The 18031-nt window shown below is 66.6% G+C and carries 16 protein-coding genes; 5 read left to right on the forward strand and 11 right to left on the reverse strand.

Annotated elements, in window-relative coordinates; translation table 11 throughout:
• Nucleotides 1-185 precede the first annotated feature (185 nt).
• From HYN04_RS06780 to HYN04_RS06820, 9 genes are all read right to left on the reverse strand, one after another.
• Nucleotides 186-599 carry a DUF6010 family protein gene (locus HYN04_RS06780; RefSeq protein WP_110450061.1) on the reverse strand — a complete coding sequence of 138 codons (414 nt, stop codon included), beginning with the start codon at nt 597-599 and terminating at the stop codon, nt 186-188.
• A 40-nt stretch (nt 600-639) separates the two neighbouring features.
• Nucleotides 640-2040: a dihydrolipoyl dehydrogenase gene (gene lpdA, locus HYN04_RS06785; RefSeq protein ID WP_110450062.1), complete on the reverse strand. Its 1401-nt coding sequence runs from the start codon at nt 2038-2040 to the stop codon at nt 640-642.
• A gap of 10 nt (nt 2041-2050) precedes the next feature.
• Nucleotides 2051-3295 (reverse strand): dihydrolipoamide acetyltransferase family protein, encoded by a 1245-nt coding sequence (locus tag HYN04_RS06790; protein WP_110450063.1) that lies wholly within the window; start codon nt 3293-3295, stop codon nt 2051-2053.
• Nucleotides 3292-3690 carry a GFA family protein gene (locus tag HYN04_RS06795; RefSeq protein WP_338418720.1) on the reverse strand — a complete coding sequence of 133 codons (399 nt, stop codon included), beginning with the start codon at nt 3688-3690 and terminating at the stop codon, nt 3292-3294. The genes HYN04_RS06790 and HYN04_RS06795 overlap by 4 nt, the downstream gene beginning before the upstream one ends.
• Entirely contained in the window at nt 3687-5066 is a 1380-nt protein-coding gene (locus HYN04_RS06800; RefSeq protein ID WP_110450065.1) for a pyruvate dehydrogenase complex E1 component subunit beta, read from the reverse strand. The genes HYN04_RS06795 and HYN04_RS06800 overlap by 4 nt, the downstream gene beginning before the upstream one ends.
• Entirely contained in the window at nt 5063-6097 is a 1035-nt protein-coding gene (gene pdhA / locus HYN04_RS06805; protein WP_110450066.1) for a pyruvate dehydrogenase (acetyl-transferring) E1 component subunit alpha, read from the reverse strand. Before pdhA ends, HYN04_RS06800 begins: the two co-directional genes overlap by 4 nt.
• 47 nt (nt 6098-6144) lie before the next feature.
• Complete coding sequence (locus HYN04_RS06810; protein WP_110450067.1) at nt 6145-6441, reverse strand: FtsB family cell division protein; 297 nt, start codon at nt 6439-6441, stop codon at nt 6145-6147.
• Nucleotides 6442-6717: 276 nt separating this feature from the next.
• Complete coding sequence (eno, locus tag HYN04_RS06815) at nt 6718-8001, reverse strand: phosphopyruvate hydratase (protein WP_110450068.1); 1284 nt, start codon at nt 7999-8001, stop codon at nt 6718-6720.
• Between the two features lie 324 nt (nt 8002-8325).
• Nucleotides 8326-8907 carry a TetR/AcrR family transcriptional regulator gene (locus HYN04_RS06820; RefSeq protein WP_110450069.1) on the reverse strand — a complete coding sequence of 194 codons (582 nt, stop codon included), beginning with the start codon at nt 8905-8907 and terminating at the stop codon, nt 8326-8328.
• A 160-nt stretch (nt 8908-9067) separates the two neighbouring features.
• Between HYN04_RS06820 and HYN04_RS06825 the strand changes: the two genes are divergently transcribed.
• The 4 genes from HYN04_RS06825 to HYN04_RS06840 all read left to right on the forward strand — a co-directional run bounded on the left by HYN04_RS06825 (nt 9068) and on the right by HYN04_RS06840 (nt 14482).
• Complete coding sequence (locus HYN04_RS06825; RefSeq protein WP_110450070.1) at nt 9068-11311, forward strand: TonB-dependent receptor; 2244 nt, start codon at nt 9068-9070, stop codon at nt 11309-11311.
• Nucleotides 11311-12210 (forward strand): phosphodiesterase, encoded by a 900-nt coding sequence (locus tag HYN04_RS06830; RefSeq protein ID WP_110450071.1) that lies wholly within the window; start codon nt 11311-11313, stop codon nt 12208-12210. The genes HYN04_RS06825 and HYN04_RS06830 overlap by 1 nt, the downstream gene beginning before the upstream one ends.
• A 59-nt stretch (nt 12211-12269) precedes the next feature.
• On the forward strand, nt 12270-13523 hold the full coding sequence (locus HYN04_RS06835; RefSeq protein ID WP_162599580.1) for an MFS transporter: 1254 nt from the start codon (nt 12270-12272) through the stop codon (nt 13521-13523).
• 188 nt (nt 13524-13711) lie between these two features.
• Nucleotides 13712-14482 (forward strand): enoyl-CoA hydratase, encoded by a 771-nt coding sequence (locus tag HYN04_RS06840; protein WP_110450073.1) that lies wholly within the window; start codon nt 13712-13714, stop codon nt 14480-14482.
• Between the two features lie 389 nt (nt 14483-14871).
• On the opposite strand, the gene rpmF is transcribed toward HYN04_RS06840, so the two are convergent.
• Nucleotides 14872-15054, reverse strand: coding sequence for a 50S ribosomal protein L32 (gene rpmF / locus HYN04_RS06845; protein WP_110450074.1), 183 nt, complete (start codon nt 15052-15054; stop codon nt 14872-14874).
• Between the two features lie 164 nt (nt 15055-15218).
• Here rpmF and HYN04_RS06850 point away from each other — a divergent pair, with 164 nt between their 5' ends.
• Entirely contained in the window at nt 15219-16328 is a 1110-nt protein-coding gene (locus HYN04_RS06850) for a serine hydrolase domain-containing protein (protein ID WP_110450075.1), read from the forward strand.
• A 9-nt stretch (nt 16329-16337) separates the two neighbouring features.
• Here HYN04_RS06850 and HYN04_RS06855 read toward each other — a convergent pair whose 3' ends face one another.
• Complete coding sequence (locus HYN04_RS06855) at nt 16338-17978, reverse strand: CTP synthase (protein ID WP_110450076.1); 1641 nt, start codon at nt 17976-17978, stop codon at nt 16338-16340.
• Nucleotides 17979-18031 lie beyond the last annotated feature (53 nt).

Consider the following 18031-nt stretch of genomic DNA (forward strand, 5'->3'; position numbering starts at 1 on the left):
AGGCCCCGGGACGGAGGGGGTCTGCGGAGGCGCCGCCCCTGCCCCTGTAGCGCCCGTCTCGACGGTGACGCCCGGCTCCAGACGCCCCCCTGGCGTGATGTGGCGATAGCCATTGCGCTCCCGCCTGACGACGCTGGCTTACTCACCCTCCGCCTCGCTCGGAGCCATGGCCGCAATCCCCAGGGTCACCGGACCATCCACAGGGCGCAAAGGCCGGCGGCGAAGACCCAGTCATAGACGGCGCACATGGGCGGGTACCAGGTCGGCGTCTTCGTGGAGATCTGGCGGTGGTGGAGAAGGTCCCACACCCCATGCAGGACATAGGCCGCCGGGATCAGCCAGGGGCTCCAGGCCAGGCCCGCCAGGGCAAGGACCACAAAGGCCAGGGCCGCCAAGCCTTCCACCGCGAGGATGCGCGGCCTGCCGTCCAGGAGCGCAAAGCCGGCGTAGATGCCCGCCACAAGCCCGAGGATGACCGCCGCGAACTGGACTGAAAGCGCTTCCGGAAGCCACAGGTGAACCGGCAGGCTGAGGAGCGAGAGCACAGCCCCCGCCATGGCCGGATGCCGGGTGAGGCCCGCCGCCAGTCTAGAGATCATCCGCGCCTCCTGCGCCGCAGCGCGGGCCGAACCCCGCCAATCAAGTGTGCAGGGCCCAGCCGAAGGCGTCCAGCGCCGCCTCGTGCATGCCCTCGCTGATCGTCGGGTGCGGGAAGACGGTCGCGAAGAGGTCGGCCTCGGTGGCCTCCAGGGTCATGGCGAGGGCATAGCCCTGGATCATCTCGGTCACGTCCGCGCCGATCATGTGGGCGCCGACCAGGGCGCCCGTCGCGGCGTCGAACACCGTCTTGATGAAGCCCTCCGTGTGACCCGCCGCGATGGCCTTGCCATTGGCGCGCAAGGGAAAACGGCCGACCTTGACCTCCAGGCCCCTGGCCTTCGCCTGGGCCTCTGTCAGCCCCACGGAGGCGATCTGCGGCGAGGCGTAGGTGCAGCCCGGGATGGGGGCGGTCAGGCCGGAGGGCTTCTGGCCGGCGATGTGCTCGACGCAGTGCACGCCCTCGTGGCTGGCCTTGTGCGCCAGCCAGGGCGGGCCGGCCAGGTCGCCGATGGCCCAGAGGCCCGGCACGCCGGTGGCGCCGTGGGAATCCGTGACGACGTGGGTCTTCTCGATCGTGACGCCGAGGGCCTCCAGCCCCAGGCCTTCCACATTGCCGACGATGCCCACGGCGACGATGGCGACCTCGGCCTTGAGGACCTCGGTGACGCCGCCGGCCTCGACGGTCAGTTCGACGCTCTTGCCGCTGGGCGCGAGCCGCCGGACGGAGGCGCCGGTGCGGAAGGCGATCCCGCGGGCCTCGAAGGCCTTCTGGGCCGCCGCCGAGACCTCCTCATCCTCTACCGGCAGGATGCGCGGCAGGGCCTCGATGACCGTCACTTCTGAGCCCAGGGCCTTGTAGAAGCTGGCGAATTCGATCCCGATGGCGCCAGACCCCACGACCAGGAGGGAGGTCGGGACCCGGTCCGGGACCATGGCCTCGCGATAGGACCAGACCCGCTCGCCGTCAGGGACCAGGCCGAGGTCCGGTAGGGTCCGCGCCCGGGCGCCCGTGGCCAGGATGACATTGGCGGCCTTCAGGATCCGCTCGCCCCCGGCCTTGAGGGCCACGCGGACGACCGGCGACGGGGCGCCGGCCTCCAGCCGCGCCTCCCCCTCGATGACCGTGATCTTGTTCTTCTTCATCAGGAAGGCGACGCCGGCGTTCAGCTGGCCCGCCACCTTGCGGGAGCGGGCGACCACGGCGTCGAGGTCAAAGCTCACCTTCTCGGCCCGCAGGCCGTAGTCCTCGAGATGTCCAAGGGTTTCAAAGGCTTCCGCTGACTTCAGAAGGGCCTTGGTCGGGATGCAGCCCCAGTTGAGGCAGATGCCGCCCAGCTTGTCGCGCTCGACGATCGCGACCTTCAGGCCGAGCTGCGCCGCACGGATGGCGGCCACGTACCCGCCGGGTCCGGCGCCGATGACGACAAGGTCGAAGTCCACGGCGGCCTCCCTAGACGATCATGGTGACGGGCTCTTCGATCAGGGCCCGGAAGGCGGCCAGCCAGCGGGCGCCGATTGCGCCGTCGATGACCCTGTGGTCGCAGGTCAGGGTCACGGTCATGAGGGTGCGCGAGACGACATGGCCGTCGCGGACCACCGCCCTCGCCTCGCCTGCGCCCACCGACAGGATGGCGCCCTGCGGCGGATTGATGATCGAGCCGAACTGGCGGACGCCGAACATGCCCAGGTTGGAGATCGAGAAGGTACCCCCCTGGAATTCCTCGGGTTTCAGCTTCCGGTTACGGGCCCGCTCGGCCAGGTCCTTGGCCTCCTGGGCGATGTCCGCCAGCCCCTTCTGCTCGGCCCTCCGGATGATGGGCGTGATCAGGCCCCCGTCCACCGCCACAGCCATGGAGATGTCGGCGTGCCGGTGCAGGGCGATGCCCTCGGCCGTGAAGGAGGCGTTGGCCTCCGGGACCTGCTTCAGGGCCAGGGCGGCGGCCTTGATGACGAGGTCGTTGACGCTGACCTTGATCCCCCGGGGCTCCAGAAGGCCGTTGATCCGGGTCCGGGCGGCCAGGAGGGCGTCGATTTCCACATCAATCGTGAGCGGGAAGTGCGGGATATCCCTCGCACTTTCGGTCAGTCGCCTGGCCACGGTGCGACGCATGCCATCCAGCGGGACCAGGGCGTAGCTGTCGTCGGCGTAGCCCAGCTGGGCCAGGCTGACGGCGGGGACGGACGCCGGCGCCGGGGCCTCGACCCGGGCGGGGCGCGCAGGAGCCGCAGCGGACGCCGCCTCGACATCGGCGCGGATGATCCGGCCATGCGGGCCCGAACCGGTCAGGGACGACAGGTCCAGCCCGCGCTCAGCCGCCAGCCGGCGGGCCAGGGGCGAGGCGAGGATCCGCCCGGAACCTTTTGCGGACACGGACTTTTCCAGCGGAAGTTCGATCTTTGGGGGCGCCGGGGCGACGACGGGTTGAGGCGGCGCCGGCGCGGCCACGGCAGGGGCGTCCCCGCCCGAGAGGCGGGCGATGGGGGTATTGACCTTCACCCCCTCGGTCCCCTCCGCCACGAGCAGGGCCTCAACGACGCCCTCGTCCACCGCCTCGACCTCCATGGTCGCCTTGTCGGTCTCGATCTCGGCGATGACGTCGCCGGACCGGACGGAATCTCCCACCTTTACAAGCCACTTGGCGAGGATCCCCTCCTCCATGGTCGGCGACAGGGCGGGCATGAGGATGTCGGTCATGGCGCGGCCTCCCGGGACAGATGGGCCAGGCTGGCGGCATTGGCTTCCCAGTTCCGGCCGTCGAAATCGGTGAGGTCCATCTCCACCGCCTCGTCCAGGCAGCGGGCGTTGACCGACCAGCCATCGGGGTTGGAACGGGGACGGTAGAAGCTCTTCACCCCGCAGGTCCCGCAGAACAGGTGCCGGGCGACGCCGGAGTTGAAGGTGTACGCCACCAGATCCCCTTCGCCCTGGACGAGGCGGAAGCGGCTCTCCGGCACGATCAGGTGGATGAAACCCACCTTCGAACACATTGAGCAATTGCAGGAATGGGCTTCCGGCCGGGCAGGAAGGGCGACCTCGAAGCGCACCCGACCGCAGTGGCATCCGCCGGTCTTCCAGGCCAGGGCGCTCACCGGTAGCAGACCTTGAGGGCCGCCTCGACGATCCGCTCGACCGACGGCAGGGCGAGGGCCTCGAGATTGGCGGCGTAAGGCAGGGGCGCGTCGGCCTGGGCGATGCGCAGCGGCGGGGCGTCCAGCCAGTCGAAGGCCTCGGCGGCGACGAGGGCGACGATCTCGGCCCCGACTCCCATGGGCGCCCAGCCCTCCTCGACACTGACGATCCGGTTTGTCCGCTTCACGCTCTCCAGGATGGTGGCGTGATCCAGGGGCCGGAGGGTTCGAAGGTCCACGACCTCAGCCTCAATCCCCTGTTTCGAAAGCACTTCCGCCGCTTCCAGGGCCAGGCCCACCATGCGCGAATGGGCCGTCAGGGTCACGTCCCGCCCAGGCCTGCGCACGAGGGCCTGACCGATCGGTACGGTCCAGTCGGGGTCGTCGGGGACGTCGAACTCCTGGCCGTAGAGCATCTCGTGCTCCAGGAAGACCACCGGGTTGGGGTCGCGGATGGCGGCCTTGAGCAGGCCCTTGGCGTCGGCGGCGTCATAGGGCGCCACCACCTTCAGACCGGGTACATGGGCGTACCAGGACGAGTAGTCCTGGCTGTGCTGGGCCGCGACCCGGGCGGCGGCGCCATTGGGGCCCCGGAAGACGATAGGACAGGTGATCTGCCCGCCCGACATGTAGAGGGTCTTCGCCGCCGAATTGATAATATGATCAATGGCCTGCATGGCGAAGTTGAACGTCATGAACTCGACGATGGGCCGCAGCCCCGCCATGGCGGCGCCCACGCCCAGGCCGGCGAAGCCGTGCTCGGTGATGGGGGTGTCGATCACCCGCCGGGCGCCGAACTCCTCCAGCAGGCCCCGGCTGACCTTGTAGGCGCCCTGGTACTGGCCGACCTCCTCGCCCATCAGGAAGACGGTCTCGTCCCGGCGCATCTCCTCGGCCATGGCGTCGCGCAAGGCGTCGCGGACGGTGGTCCGGCGTCCCGCGACCGTCCCCGCAGGGGGGGTGGGAGCGTCGTGTGTGGGTTCCGGCGCCATCGCGGCCGCAGGGGGGGTGACGCTGGGGGCGGCAGGCGGGGGTGCGGGGGGCGTGACGGGGAGCGTGACGGGGGGCGCCGGAGGGGGGGCTTCGGCCCCTGTCCCGGCCGAGGCGCCAAGGCGGGCGATCGGGGTGTTGACCTTGACCGCCTCGGTCCCCTCGGGAACCAGGATGGCCTCGATCACGCCCTCGTCGACCGCCTCGACCTCCATGGTCGCCTTGTCGGTCTCGATCTCGGCGATGACGTCGCCGGACCGGACGGTGTCGCCGGCCTTGACGAACCACTTGGCGAGGGTCCCCTCCTCCATGGTGGGAGAGAGGGCGGGCATCAGGATGTCGGTCACCGCCCCGCCTCCACGTAGATGTCCGTGAAGAGCTGTGAGGGGTCGGGCTCGGGCGAGATGCGGGCGAACTCGGCGGCGTCGGCGACGATGGCGCGGACGTCGGCGTCGAGGGCCTTCAGCGCGGCCTCGTCGGCCCAGCCCTTCTCAGTGAGGATTTCCTGCACGTGATCGATGGGATCGCGGTTGCGGCGGACCTCCTCCACCTCCTCGCGGGTCCGGTACTTGGCCGGATCGCTCATGGAGTGGCCGCGATAGCGGTAGGTCTTCATCTCCAGGATGTAGGGGCCCTGCCCCGACCGGGCATGCTCGGCGGCGCGGGCCGCGGCGTCGCGCACGGCGACCACGTCCATGCCGTCGACCTCCTCGCCCGGAATGCGGAAGGAGGCGCCGCGCCGGTACAGGTGGGTCTCGGAGGAGGACCGCTCGATGGAAGTCCCCATGGCGTACTGGTTGTTCTCGATGACGTAGACGACCGGCAGGCTCCAGAGCTCGGCCATGTTGAAGCTCTCGTAGACCTGGCCCTGGTTGGCCGCCCCGTCGCCGAAGAAGGCGAAGGCCACATTGCCGTCGCCGCGATAGCTGTTGGCCAGGGCCAGGCCCGTGCCCAGGCTGACCTGGGCGCCGACAATCCCGTGGCCGCCGTAAAAGTCGGCCTCGGTGGAGAACATATGCATGGAGCCGCCCTTGCCGCGGGAGGAGCCCCCCGCCCGGCCCGTCAGCTCGGCCATGACCTCGCGCGGGTCCATGCCGCAGACCAGCATGTGGCCGTGGTCGCGATAGCCGGTGATGACCTGGTCGCCCGGCCGGCGCACGGCCTGGATGCCGACAGCGATGGCCTCCTGGCCGATATAGAGATGGCAGAAACCGCCGATCAGGCCCATGCCATAGAGCTGGCCGGCCCGCTCCTCGAAGCGGCGGATCAGGAGCATTTCGCGGTACCAGGCGAGGAGCTCCTCGCGGGTCGCACCCAGCGCCTTCGACGCCTGGGCGGCCGGTTTCCGCGTCTTCCGTTCGGTGGCTGGACGCGCCATGCGAAACTCCCCTGAACCGTCCGGACGCGCCGGACGAAGGGCCCTCCTCAGGGCCCGACGCGGATCACATAGTCCCTCGGGTCGGCAAATCCCAGCAGGGCCCGGGCCCTCTCATCGAGAAGATCGGCCGAAATCGACTCATCCGTGAGCAGCTTCGCCCGGGTTTCGAGCTCCGTGCGCTTGCGGGTCAGGGCGGCCAGCTCGGCCTGCCGGGCGACCAGGGTCTTGTCCCGCTCGCCCGTCGACAGGATGCCCCGCTCGCCCGTCAGGGCGTGGATGCCGAAATAGAGGATGAGCAGGCACAGGAGCGCCGTCGTCCAGTAGGTGCGCAGGGTCTGTAACACCGGGTCGCGCGACTCAATGGTTGATCCACGAGACTTAAGTGCCCGCGCCGGGTTAACTTTGCGTTTCCGGGAGCGAAGGCGGGACCACCCTTGACCCCCTCAGTCGGCTTCGCCGACAGCTCCCCCTTGGGGGAGCAATTGGCGCCCTAATTCCTCCCCCCAGGGGGAGGTGGACCGCGAAGCGGGACGGAGGGGGTCTGCCGAGCCGCCGTTGACCCCCTCAGTCGGCTTCGCCCGACAGCTCCCCCTTGGGGGAGCAATTGGGGCGGTGACGGCCTAGCGCAGGGCCTTCAGGGCGGCGCGGCCGGGGTAGATGGCCTGGTCGCCCAGTTCCTGCTCGATGCGGAGCAGCTGGTTGTACTTGGCGGTCCGGTCGGAGCGGGCCAGGGAGCCGGTCTTGATCTGGCCCGAGTTCACCGCCACGGCCAGGTCGGCGATGGTGGCGTCCTCCGTCTCGCCCGAGCGGTGGCTCATCACCGAGGTGTAGCCGGCCCGGTGGGCCATATCGACGGCGTCGAGGGTCTCGGACAGGGTGCCGATCTGGTTGACCTTGACCAGGATGGAGTTGGCCAGGCCCCGGCGGATGCCGTCCGAGAGGCGGGCCGGGTTAGTGACGAAGAGGTCGTCGCCCACCAGCTGGACCTTCCCGCCCAGGCGGTCGGTCAGGAGCTTCCAGCCGTCGAAGTCGTCCTCGGCGCAGCCGTCCTCGATGGAGACGATGGGGAATTTCGCCACCAGGTCCTCGAGATAGCCGACCATGCCGGCCGGGTCGAAGCGCTTGCCCTCGCCGTGCAGGTGGTAGGCGCCGTCCTGGAAGAACTCGGTGGAGGCCACGTCGAGGCCGAGGTGGAAGTCCTTGCCCGCCGCATAGCCGGCCGCCTCGCCCGAGCGGACGATGAAGGCCAGGGCCTCCTCGGCCGAGGCGATGTTGGGGGCGAAGCCGCCCTCGTCGCCGACATTGGTGTTGTGGCCGGCGGCCTTCAGGCCCGACTTCAGGGCGGCGAAGATCTCGGCGCCCATGCGCAGGGCCTCGGCGAAGCTGTCGGCGCCGGTCGGCAGGATCATGAACTCCTGGATGTCGATCGGGTTGTCGGCGTGGGCGCCGCCGTTGATGATGTTCATCATCGGCACCGGCAGGACGCGGGCGCCGACCCCGCCCACATACTTGTAGAGGGGCTGGCCCGCGGACGTGGCCGAGGCCCGGGCCGCCGCGAGGCTGACGCCGAGGATGGCGTTGGCGCCCAGGCGCGACTTGTTGGCCGTGCCGTCCAGCTCGATCATCCGCGCATCCAGCCGGCGCTGGTCGGCGGCGTCGAAGCCCGCCAGGGCGTCGAAGATCTCGCCGTTGACGGCGTCCACGGCCGCCAGCACGCCCTTGCCGCCATAGCGGGACTTGTCGCCGTCGCGCTTCTCCACGGCCTCGTGGGCGCCGGTGGAGGCGCCCGAGGGCACGGCGGCACGGCCGAGGGACCCGTCCTCGAGGACCACGTCCACCTCCACCGTCGGGTTGCCCCGGCTGTCGAGAATCTGGCGGGCGAGGATGTCGACGATCTCGGTCATGGCGAAGGCCCCGGATGGCTGCTGAAATTGCGGCGGAGGCTTAGCCCATTCGCGGGGGGGAACCAAACGGTTTGGGGGGTGGGGGCCGAGCATAACTCCCGACGCCCGGGCATTACCGGGGCTGGGAGTCCTAGCCGAAAGTAAGCCGAGGGACTTGCCCAGCGGGAGGTCCAGAACAAGCTGGCGCACCTGCGGATTGTGAGTGTCGAGCCGGTTAAGGAGCTTGGGCTGGCGACGCTCAGTATTGGAGGTCTCGAAGGGTCAGCAACACTCAGGTCTATCCCTGGGAGAGATGCGACACGGCAGGCCATCGCTGTTCCGCAGTCACTTACTCTGTGACTGTGCAAGCACTCCCTCAACCGCATCCATCACAAAGTCGACTACCCTATCAAAAAACTCGGGATCAGGACGACGTGAGTATTCCAGGGCCAAACCGCGTGTCAACGCACGCATTGCGTACTTGTAAACTCGAAAATCCACAGAATTTTCACCGGAGCCATCTAGCATGCGTGAAAGCATTTCGTCGGCAATGCCCCTCTCTGTTCGAAGATAGGCCTCCACGCGCTCATGGAGCAACTGATCGCTCTTCGAGGCGATCCAGAGCTCCAGAAGGAACCAAGTGGCGGGGTCGCGATAGGCAGCCTTCAACCCTTTGCGGGCTCCATCAAGATCGGCATGCGCGAGGTCTTTGATCGACTCCTCGTACTGCTTCTGGCGCCGCTCAAGGACCTGCGCGCACGCCGCCGCCATGAGGTCTGCGCGAGTATCGCCGAAATGATGTTGGATGGCGCCGCGAGTTAAACCCGCCCGTTGGGCAATGCGTGTCATTGTGGCGCCGGAATATCCGCTCTCGAACACGACCGAGATCACTGCGTCGATCAGCTTTTGCTGTGTTTCTGACGCCATTGTGGTGCCCCTTCGCCTCCGTCGGCCCGACCTCGCCAAACGGACCCTGGGCCCGCTCGGTGACGAATCGCAGTCTGGGCCATTCCAGTGTCACGAAACTGAAGCCCAACATGGTTAGACGCAAGATACATACAGGGATGTATGTTCTTGGAGGGGTACAATGAAGTTCGTCGGGAAAAACCTTGTCTTCAGCCTGCTGGCTGCAACGTCCGCTGCGCCGCTATCGACCGCGATGGCCCAGGAAGCGAAGGTTCAGCCTGCTGCGGGCGCGGCTGTGGAGGAGATCGTGGTCACGGCCCGCAAGCGTGAGGAGCGACTGAGTGATGTTCCCATCGCGATCTCGACGTTCTCCGGAAAACAACTCCAGGACAGCGGAGTGGCCAACCTCACAGACCTTTCGACGGTCGCCGCAGGGGTCAGCTTTCGTCAGGACGTTGCGGGGCGCGCCTCGCCGAGCATCGTCATTCGCGGCATCGGCTTTGATGATTTCCGCTCGAATGGAAATCCTGCCGTCGCTGTGAGCTTCGACGACGTTTACCAGGGGTCGAATGCGCTCATCGGTGGCGGTTTGTTCGACATCGACAGGATCGAAATCCTGAAGGGGCCGCAAGGTACGCTCTATGGTCGTAACACCACCGCCGGCGCGGTAAACGTCATCACGCGCGAGCCGGGCGACGCTGCGAGCGCAAACTCTTACTTAGAATACGGCAGCTACGATCACATCCGAGCTGAGGCAGGCGTAGGCGGCGCGCTCGGAGATGCAGTGCGCTTGCGCGTCGCGGCGGTCTATGAGTCGGGTGGCGGCTTTCTCACGAACAAGGGCACCACAACCTTTGCCGGGTTAACCTCGGCGCCGGGCGTGATCCCGCCGCTACCGTTCGTCCCGGAAACCCAGAATGTCGGCGACGCGGATTTCCTCGCCACACGAGTCACCCTCGTCATCGAGCCCTCGACAGAAACCAAGATCACCGCACAGTTCAATTACGCCCGTGACCAAGGCGACAACAGCCAGTCAGACGTGCTCGGGCGGTCTGCCACCGGCTTCACCGAACCCGATACCGACCCGTTCACCTACTATGGCAATCTGGCGGCCATCATCGACTCCGATCAGGCCGGCTTCAACCTTCGCCTAGAACAGGACCTTGGCGCTGCGCGCCTCACCGCAATCGGGTCATACATCACGCTGAATCGTGCCTACACATTCGATCCAGGAGACCCGCGTCGCAGGTTTGATCTCGACTATGCCGACGATCTTGATCAATACACCGGTGAAATTCGTCTAGCGGGCTCGACGGGAACGGGCGTCGACTGGACGATTGGCGGCTTCTTGTTTCAGGACGAGATTCGCCTTCGCAGCGTACTCGACGCCAGTGATTTTGTCAGATCTATCGTTGCCACAGATTATCTGCAGACCCGAGACAGCTGGGCTTTGTTCGGTGAAGCGGATTGGCAGCTTTCGTCGCAGATAACTCTAACGGCTGGTATCCGATACACTGACGACGCAAGCGATTTCTCTGGCCTTACGAAAGACCTCAATCCTTATGGCGTAAGTGTCGCTGCAGCGGCACTGAGGTTACCGGTAGCTTTCGACAACACATTCCACGACGACAATCTCTCGGGAAGGCTAATCCTTTCTTACCGCCCGATGGAAGACGCCCTAGTCTACGCCTCCTACAGTCAAGGCTACAAGAGCGGCGGATTTGACGGGTCGACGATCTTTTCTGCTCCCGAAGCGCTGCCTTTCCAGTCAGAGAACGTGGATGCATACGAAATCGGTGCAAAGTTCCTTGATGCGGCATCTCCCTTCAATGTGACGATTGCAGGGTTCTTCTATAGCTTCGACGATCTGCAGGCGAACTCGGTTCGCCAAACGGCCGGTGTCGCCACGGCAGTACGCACAAACGTGGCGAAGGCAACTGTATGGGGCGGAGAGATCGAGGCCGTTCTCCGTCCTGTTCGGAACGCAAGAATCGGCTTGGCGGTTACGCACCTCGACACAACAGTCGATGATTTCGTGTCGTCCGATCCCGCTGAAGTGGCTCGGCGCAACGGTAACGACCTGCCGGATGCTCCGCAGTTCGCCTTCAATGCCGATGCAAGATATACTTTCGCTCTCTCGGGCGGTTGGCAGTTGGAGCCGCAAATGAACGCCAGCTTCATCGGCGATCATTTCAAGGAAATTGACAATTTCGTCGAAGTGAAAGGCTATGGCAGGCTAGATCTTCGCCTCGCGCTGAAATCACCTGACACACGTTGGTCCTTGGCCGCCTTTGGCCGCAACGTCACGGATTCCTTCTACTTCACCGGAGTCATTCCAGCTACGTCAGCTGGTGTGGTGGTGGGCCAACAGCGGATAGTGGGACGGCCTGCGACCTACGGCATATCTCTGGGGTATGCGTTCTGATGGCGTCTAAACTGATTGCGCACATCTCCGATCCGCACATCGTCGAGCATCCGAAGCTTTGTTACGACAAGGTCGATACACGCGCCAATCTGGCGTGTGTGCTCGCGCGGATAAACTCCATGCAGCCGAAACCCGATTTGGTCGTGCTGACGGGCGATCTGGTAGACGAACCCACAGCAGCGGCCTACGAGACCTTGCGGGAAACACTCGCATGTCTTTCAGTCCCGCTCATCCTCCTACCGGGAAACCACGACGATCGGGAATTGCTTGCGGAGTCTCTCCCGGATCAAGTTCACCTGCCCCGTGGTGGCGAGAAGGCGCATTTCATCATTGACCGGCCGGACACGCCCCTCATCGTGGGCTTCGATATCGTCGTCCCGGGATCTGAGCACGCACATGTCGGAGAGGAAGACCTAGCCTGGCTGGCGCGAGCGCTCAGGAGACTTCCGCCGCGCCCGACAATGCTCATGATACATCATCCGCCCGTCCACACGGGGCTGGCCTTCATGGACGCGATGCAACCCGCACTGGATCCGCGCTTTGAGTCACTGATCGCCCGGCATCGCGAAGTAAAGTTGATCGTTTGCGGGCACGTGCATCGTGCGGTCGACGCAATGTTCGGGGGCGCACGCGTCGCCGTGGCGGGCAGCACGGGCTTTCAGTTCGAATTCGCTCTTGATCCTGACAAGCCGCCCCGTTTCTCGCTTGAGACGCCAAGTATCCGGCTACACCACTGGAGTGGCGACGGCGTGACTTCGCTGGTGGCTCCGCTCGCCGACAACTGGCCAAGTTTCGGCTTTCCCGGGGTGGACGAGGCGACGTGGCCCGAAATGATGCGACGCATGCGCGGCGGGGCATCGCGTGGCGAAGTCTACACGCCGGAAGTTGCGGCAGATTGATGGTAAGGCCTGGGGAACGCCTCAGCTTAGCTCACACCCTGAGCTATGCCGCGCCAGGTGTGGCCATCAAGGCGCTGACGCTTCCGTTGATTGCGTATCTGCCGCCTCTCTATGCCAGTTTACCGGGATTATCACTGGCCACAGTCGGCGTCGTCTTCATGCTGGCCCGCATGTGGGACATTTTCACCGACCCGATAGCTGGCGCGATCATGGACCGATCGCGCCCGCCGCTTGGCCGTCGCAAGTTCTGGATTGCTCTTGCGACCCCCGCCTTGATGGCGACTGTATGGCCGCTGTTCAATCCGCCCCAGACAGCGAATGCCATTCACCTCGGCGGGCTACTTTTTCTCTTCTATGTCGCCTGGACACTGCTCACCATCGCTCACGCCGCGTGGCCGGCAGACTTGACGCCCGACAGCGGAGATCGGACGCGGCTCATCGCCTGGCGCGAATGGGCGGGCGTCTTGGGCATGGTGGCGGTGCTGGCGGCCCCTATTCTTGTACTGGGAGGTGGAGCGCCACTTGAACAGCAACTCAGGACAATGGGCGGTCTCCTGTTATTGGTCGCGCCGCTTACAATCGTGCCGTCACTCGTGATTCTACCCCGACTGGAGACTCAGGATCAAAAGTCGAAACCCGATTTATCCGGAGCCTGGAGGCTAATCCAGGAGTCGCCCCCAATGCGGCGGCTACTGACCTCCGACTTATTGTCCGGCTGTGCCTATGCAGCGAACAGCGCCACGTCATTCTTCATCATGTCCCAATACCTGTCTGTCGGTGAACATTACTCTGCCATCATGTTGTGCTTCATGTTGGCGATGATCTTGGGGATCCCAGCTTTTCTCAAGCTGAGCCTTTGGAAGGGTCCGCAATTCAGCTTTGCGCTAGCCATGATTGGTGCAGCTGCAGCGAGCATTGGATTTGCCTTCGCTCCCGCAGGAAACGTCCTCGCGGCAATGGCGCTGAACGCTGCACTGGGCTTTTGTACCGGTGGCTACCAGTTCAATCTGAATACCGAGATGGTTCGCCTCGCTGACAATGACCGCCAGACGTCGGGCCAGGATCGAGTCAGCCTTCACTTGGCGTTGCTCGCGATGACGAACAAACTCGGCTACGCGCTCGCGGTTGGCGTCGTCTATTTGCTGCTCCAGTCATTCAGTGGGGCTCAGGGTGCGAAGGTCGAGTTATCCCCGTTTGCGCTCGTCGGCCTTGGGCTTGCGACACCCGCAGCCTTATTCCTGGGCGCGGCCTGGACTCTCAGGGCGAACGGACTTCGATCGGAGAAACAGGAAGTCCCATTGAAATCTGGCTGAGGCCGAAAGCGGGATGCGGGTGACTGCTGAGTGGGTCGCCTCTCGCCACCCGCGACGACCAAGGCTCAGATCCACCTAGGCCTCTCGCAATGATGAGAAGGGAACCGTGGGTCGGCGCCCCCGCTTGACTTCCCCCGGGGCGGTCCCCTCCTCTGCGCTCCAACGCCAAGTCGCCGGGGAGGAACCGCATGCTGCTCGTGGACATCAAGGACCAGGTCGCCCTGGTCACCCTGAACCGGCCCGACGCGATGAACGCCCTGAGCCGCGCCCTGCGGGCCGAACTGCACAAGACGCTGAAGCGACTGGATGCGGACCCGGCGGTGAAGGTGATCGTCCTCACCGGGGCCGGCGAGCGGGCCTTCACGGCGGGCCTCGACCTGAAGGAGTTGGGCAGCGACCCGAATGGACTCAGGGCGGCGAACGCCACCGAGCCCTCGGAGAACCCGGCCTGGGCGGTGATCGCCTGCCGCAAGCCGGTGATCGGGGCGATCAACGGCGTGGCCATCACCGGCGGCTTCGAGGTGGCCCTGGCCTGCGACGTCCTGATCGCCTCCACGAACGCCCGGTTCGCGGACACCCACGCCCGGGTGGGCATCACGCCGGGCTGGGGCCTGTCGCAGAAGCTCTCGCGCCTGATCGGACCCTACCGGGCCAAGGAGCTGAGCCTGTCGGGCAACTTCCTCGACGCCCGCACGGCCGAGGCCTGGGGCCTGGTCAACCGGGTGGTGGCGCCGGAGGACCTGGTGCCCGCGGCGCTCAAGCTGGCGGCGGACATGGCGACCATCGATGTCGAGATGCTGGTCACCTACAAGGGCATGATCGACGACGGCTACGAGACGACGCTTCGCCAGGGCCTGGAGCTGGAGCAGGCGCGGTCGACGGCCCACAACCGGCAGGTGACGCCGGAGGCCGTCGAGGCCCGCCGGGCGGGCATCCAGGCGCGGGGCCGGACACAGTAAGACCGGCGCCTCAGCTGACCCCCTCCGGCCCGGGGCGTTGCCCCGGCCCACCTCCCCCTGATGGGGAGGAATTATGAGCGCCAATTGCTCCCCCAAGGGGGAGCTCCGACTGAAGGTTGGTGAGGGGGTCAAACCCCCTCGCCGTTGACCCCCTCCGGCCCGCTACGCGGTCCACCTCCCACTGGGGGGAGGAATTAGGCGGTAATTGCTCCCCCAAGGGGGAGCTGTCGGCGAAGCCGACTGAGGGGGTCAAACCCCCTCGCCGTTGACCCCCTCCGGCCCGCTACGCGGTCCACCTCCCCCTTGGGGGAGGAATTGGCGGGCGGGAATCAGAAAGGGCGCGGGGCCTATCGGCGCCGCGCCCTGGAATCCTGTCGCTTCGGAGAGACCTAGTCTTCCTTGGGCGTGATGACCTGGCGGCCCTTGTACATGCCGGTCTTCAGGTCGATGTGGTGCGGACGCTTCAGCTCGCCGGTTTCCTTGTCCTCGACGTAGCTGTTGGCCCCCAGGGCGTGGTGCGAGCGACGCATGTTGCGGCGCGAGGGGGAGGTTTTTCGCTTCGGAACGGCCACGGGAGACTCTCTCTGGCGGACAAGGGAAGGACGGCCACGGTGACGGGGCGCGTCGGGGTGCGCGCTTATGCCCCAATCGTAGAAGGGTTTCAAGCCGGGCAGAAGAGACCCAAGTAGAGAGGCGGTCTGATCCCTGAAGGACAGATGCCCACCCGAGAGTCGCGATGAACCCTGACCGCCGACGCCTGCTCCCCCTGCCCCTCGCCGGCCTGCTGGCCGCCTGCACGCCAGGCGGCGCCCGGGCGACGGCGCCGGAAGGCTCGCTTCTCCGGCTGGCCGAGGAGGGCGGCGTCCCGGCCCTGGGCGGCGTGGTAGTGGGACGCGAGGGGGTGATCCACCTGGAGGTCGCCGGCGTGCGGCGGGCCGGAAGCCGCGATCCGGTCCAGACCGGGGACGCCTGGCACCTGGGGTCCAACACCAAGGCCATGACCGCCATGCTCTATGGCCAGGCGGTCGAGGCAGGCAAGGCGCGCTGGGACTCGTCCCTCGGAGAGCTGTTCCCCAGCCTCGGGATGAACGCCGCCTGGTCGAAGACCCCGATCGATGCGGTCATGGAGCACCGCGCAGGCCTTTCGGACGCAGGCGTGATCGACACGCGGTGGTTATTCACCGCCCGGTCCGACGACAGGAGCCTGCCGGAGCAGCGGATGGCCATGGTGGCGAAGGCCCTTTCCGAGCCGCCCAGGGGAACCCCCGGCGTGTTCGCCTACGCAAACATGAACTACATCCTGGCTGGGGCGGCCCTGGAGCGCATTGAGGGGAAGCCCTGGGAAGACGTCATCCGGGAGGGGCTCTTCAAGCCCCTGGGCCTGGCTTCGGCGGGCTTCGGCGCGCCCGCCGGGGACCAGCCCCAGGGACACGTGCGCCTCGGCCCCCTGCCCGCGCGTCCCGCCGGGGAGGGAAAAAGGGCCGACAACCCGGCCGCCATGGCGCCCGCTGGCGGGGTCCACATGGCCCTGGCCGACTATGCCCGCTTCCTGAGCCTGTTCCTGAAGGCGGGCGATGGCCTGGTCTCCCCGGCGACCCTCGCTCGCCTCACCACGCCGCCGCCAGGCGGAGACTACGCCCTGGGCTGGACCGTGACCGAGGGGCGAGCCTGGGCGCAGGGACCTGTCCTGGGGCATGAGGGCTCGAACACCCTCTGGCACGCCGTCGCCCAAGTGGCCCCAGGTCGGGGACTGGCCTTCGCGACCGTCAGCAACCTGTGGTCACAGGACAAGGAGCCCGCTCCCATCCGGCTTCTGAAGCGCCTACGAAGGCAGTACGCCCCCTGAACCCCGGCCTCAGACCAGCCGGCTGCGATCCTTCGCGGCGCCGATGAAGCTGGTGAACAGGGGGTGGGGGTCGAAGGGCCGGCTCTTCAGTTCGGGGTGGAACTGGACGCCGATGAACCAGGGGTGGTCGGCGCGCTCGCAGATCTCGGGCAGGACGCCGTCGGGGGACAGGCCGCTGAAGGCCAGGCCGGTGGCCTCGATGGCCTCGCGGTAACGGAGATTGACCTCGTAGCGGTGGCGGTGGCGCTCGCTGATGTGCTCGGCGCCGTAGATGGCCGCGACGCGGGAGCCCGGCGCCAGGACCGCGTCGTAGGCGCCCAGGCGCATGGTTCCGCCCAGGTCGTCGCCCTCGCCCCGGGTCTCGCGTTCGTTGCCGCGGCTCCACTCGGTCATCAGGCCCACCACGGGCTGGGCGCTGGGGCCGAACTCGGTGGAGGAAGCCTCGGTCAGGCCGGCAAGGTTCCGGGCCGCCTCGATCATGGCCATCTGCATGCCGAAGCAGATGCCGAAGTAGGGGATCTGGTGCACGCGGGCGAACTGGATGGCGCGGATCATGCCGGTGGCGCCGCGCTCGCCGAAGGCGCCGGGGACCAGGACGCCATGCACGCCCGCCAGCCGCTCGCCGATCAGGGCCTCGTCGCGCTCGAACATCTCGCCCTCGATCCAGTCGAGGCGCACGCGCACATTACTGGCCAGGCCGCCATGGATCAGGGCCTCGACCAGAGACTTGTAGGCGTCGGTAAGGCCCGTGTACTTGCCGACGATGGCGATGGTCACCTCGCCGTCGGGGTGGGCCAGGCGGTCGGAGACCCTCCGCCAGCCGGACAGGTCGGGCTCAGGCGCCGTTCCCAGGAGACCGAAGACGTCGAGCACCTCCCGGTCCAGGCCCTGCTCGTGATAGTCCAGGGGCACGGCGTAGATGTTGGGCGAGTCCATCGCCTGGATGACCGCGCCTTCCCGGACATTGCAGAACTGGCCGATCTTGCGGCGTTCGGCCGGAGGGATCGGCTGCTCGCACCGGCAGAGCAGGATGTCGGGCTGGATGCCTATGGACCGCAGCTCCTTCACCGAGTGCTGGGTCGGCTTGGTCTTCATCTCGCCCGCCGTCTTCACGTAGGGCAGAAGGGTCAGGTGGATGTAGCAGGCCATGCCGCGGGGCAGCTCCTGGCCCAGCTGGCGGATGGCCTCGAAGAAGGGCAGGCCCTCGATGTCGCCCACCGTGCCGCCGATCTCGACCAGGACGAAGTCGACGCCCTCGCCCGGATCGGACAGGACGAACGACTTGATCTCGTCGGTGACGTGCGGGATCACCTGGACCGTCGCGCCAAGATAGTCGCCGCGGCGCTCCTTCTCGATGATGGTCTTGTAGATCTGGCCGGTGGTGATGTTGTCGCCCCGGGCGGCGTTGACCCCGGTGAAACGCTCGTAGTGGCCCAGGTCGAGGTCCGTCTCGGCCCCGTCCTCGGTCACGAAGACCTCGCCGTGCTGGTAGGGGCTCATCGTCCCCGGATCGACGTTGAGGTAGGGATCAAGCTTGCGCAGGCGCACCCGGTAGCCGCGCGCCTGGAGGAGCGCGCCGAGGGCGGCGGAGGCGAGACCTTTTCCCAATGAGGAGACCACGCCCCCGGTGATGAAGATGTACCGGGTCATGGGGCTCCAGTTAGCCGCGATTCGCCGGCGCTTGCAGACCGGCGATGCGCCTC

Source organism: Phenylobacterium parvum (assembly GCF_003150835.1).
In the GTDB taxonomy this organism is placed as follows: domain Bacteria; phylum Pseudomonadota; class Alphaproteobacteria; order Caulobacterales; family Caulobacteraceae; genus Phenylobacterium; species Phenylobacterium parvum.

Excerpts from the sequence above, each read along its gene's own strand:
- HYN04_RS06855 (WP_110450076.1), bottom strand. The coding sequence starts at position 17,978 with ATGACCCGGTACATCTTCATCACCGGGGGCGTGGTCTCCTCATTGGGA.
- HYN04_RS06850 (WP_110450075.1), top strand. The coding sequence starts at position 15,219 with ATGAACCCTGACCGCCGACGCCTGCTCCCCCTGCCCCTCGCCGGCCTG.
- HYN04_RS06830 (WP_110450071.1), top strand. The coding sequence starts at position 11,311 with ATGGCGTCTAAACTGATTGCGCACATCTCCGATCCGCACATCGTCGAG.
- HYN04_RS06825 (WP_110450070.1), top strand. The coding sequence starts at position 9,068 with ATGAAGTTCGTCGGGAAAAACCTTGTCTTCAGCCTGCTGGCTGCAACG.
- eno (WP_110450068.1), bottom strand. The coding sequence starts at position 8,001 with ATGACCGAGATCGTCGACATCCTCGCCCGCCAGATTCTCGACAGCCGG.
- HYN04_RS06820 (WP_110450069.1), bottom strand. The coding sequence starts at position 8,907 with ATGGCGTCAGAAACACAGCAAAAGCTGATCGACGCAGTGATCTCGGTC.
- HYN04_RS06840 (WP_110450073.1), top strand. The coding sequence starts at position 13,712 with ATGCTGCTCGTGGACATCAAGGACCAGGTCGCCCTGGTCACCCTGAAC.
- pdhA (WP_110450066.1), bottom strand. The coding sequence starts at position 6,097 with ATGGCGCGTCCAGCCACCGAACGGAAGACGCGGAAACCGGCCGCCCAG.
- HYN04_RS06790 (WP_110450063.1), bottom strand. The coding sequence starts at position 3,295 with ATGACCGACATCCTCATGCCCGCCCTGTCGCCGACCATGGAGGAGGGG.
- HYN04_RS06780 (WP_110450061.1), bottom strand. The coding sequence starts at position 599 with ATGATCTCTAGACTGGCGGCGGGCCTCACCCGGCATCCGGCCATGGCG.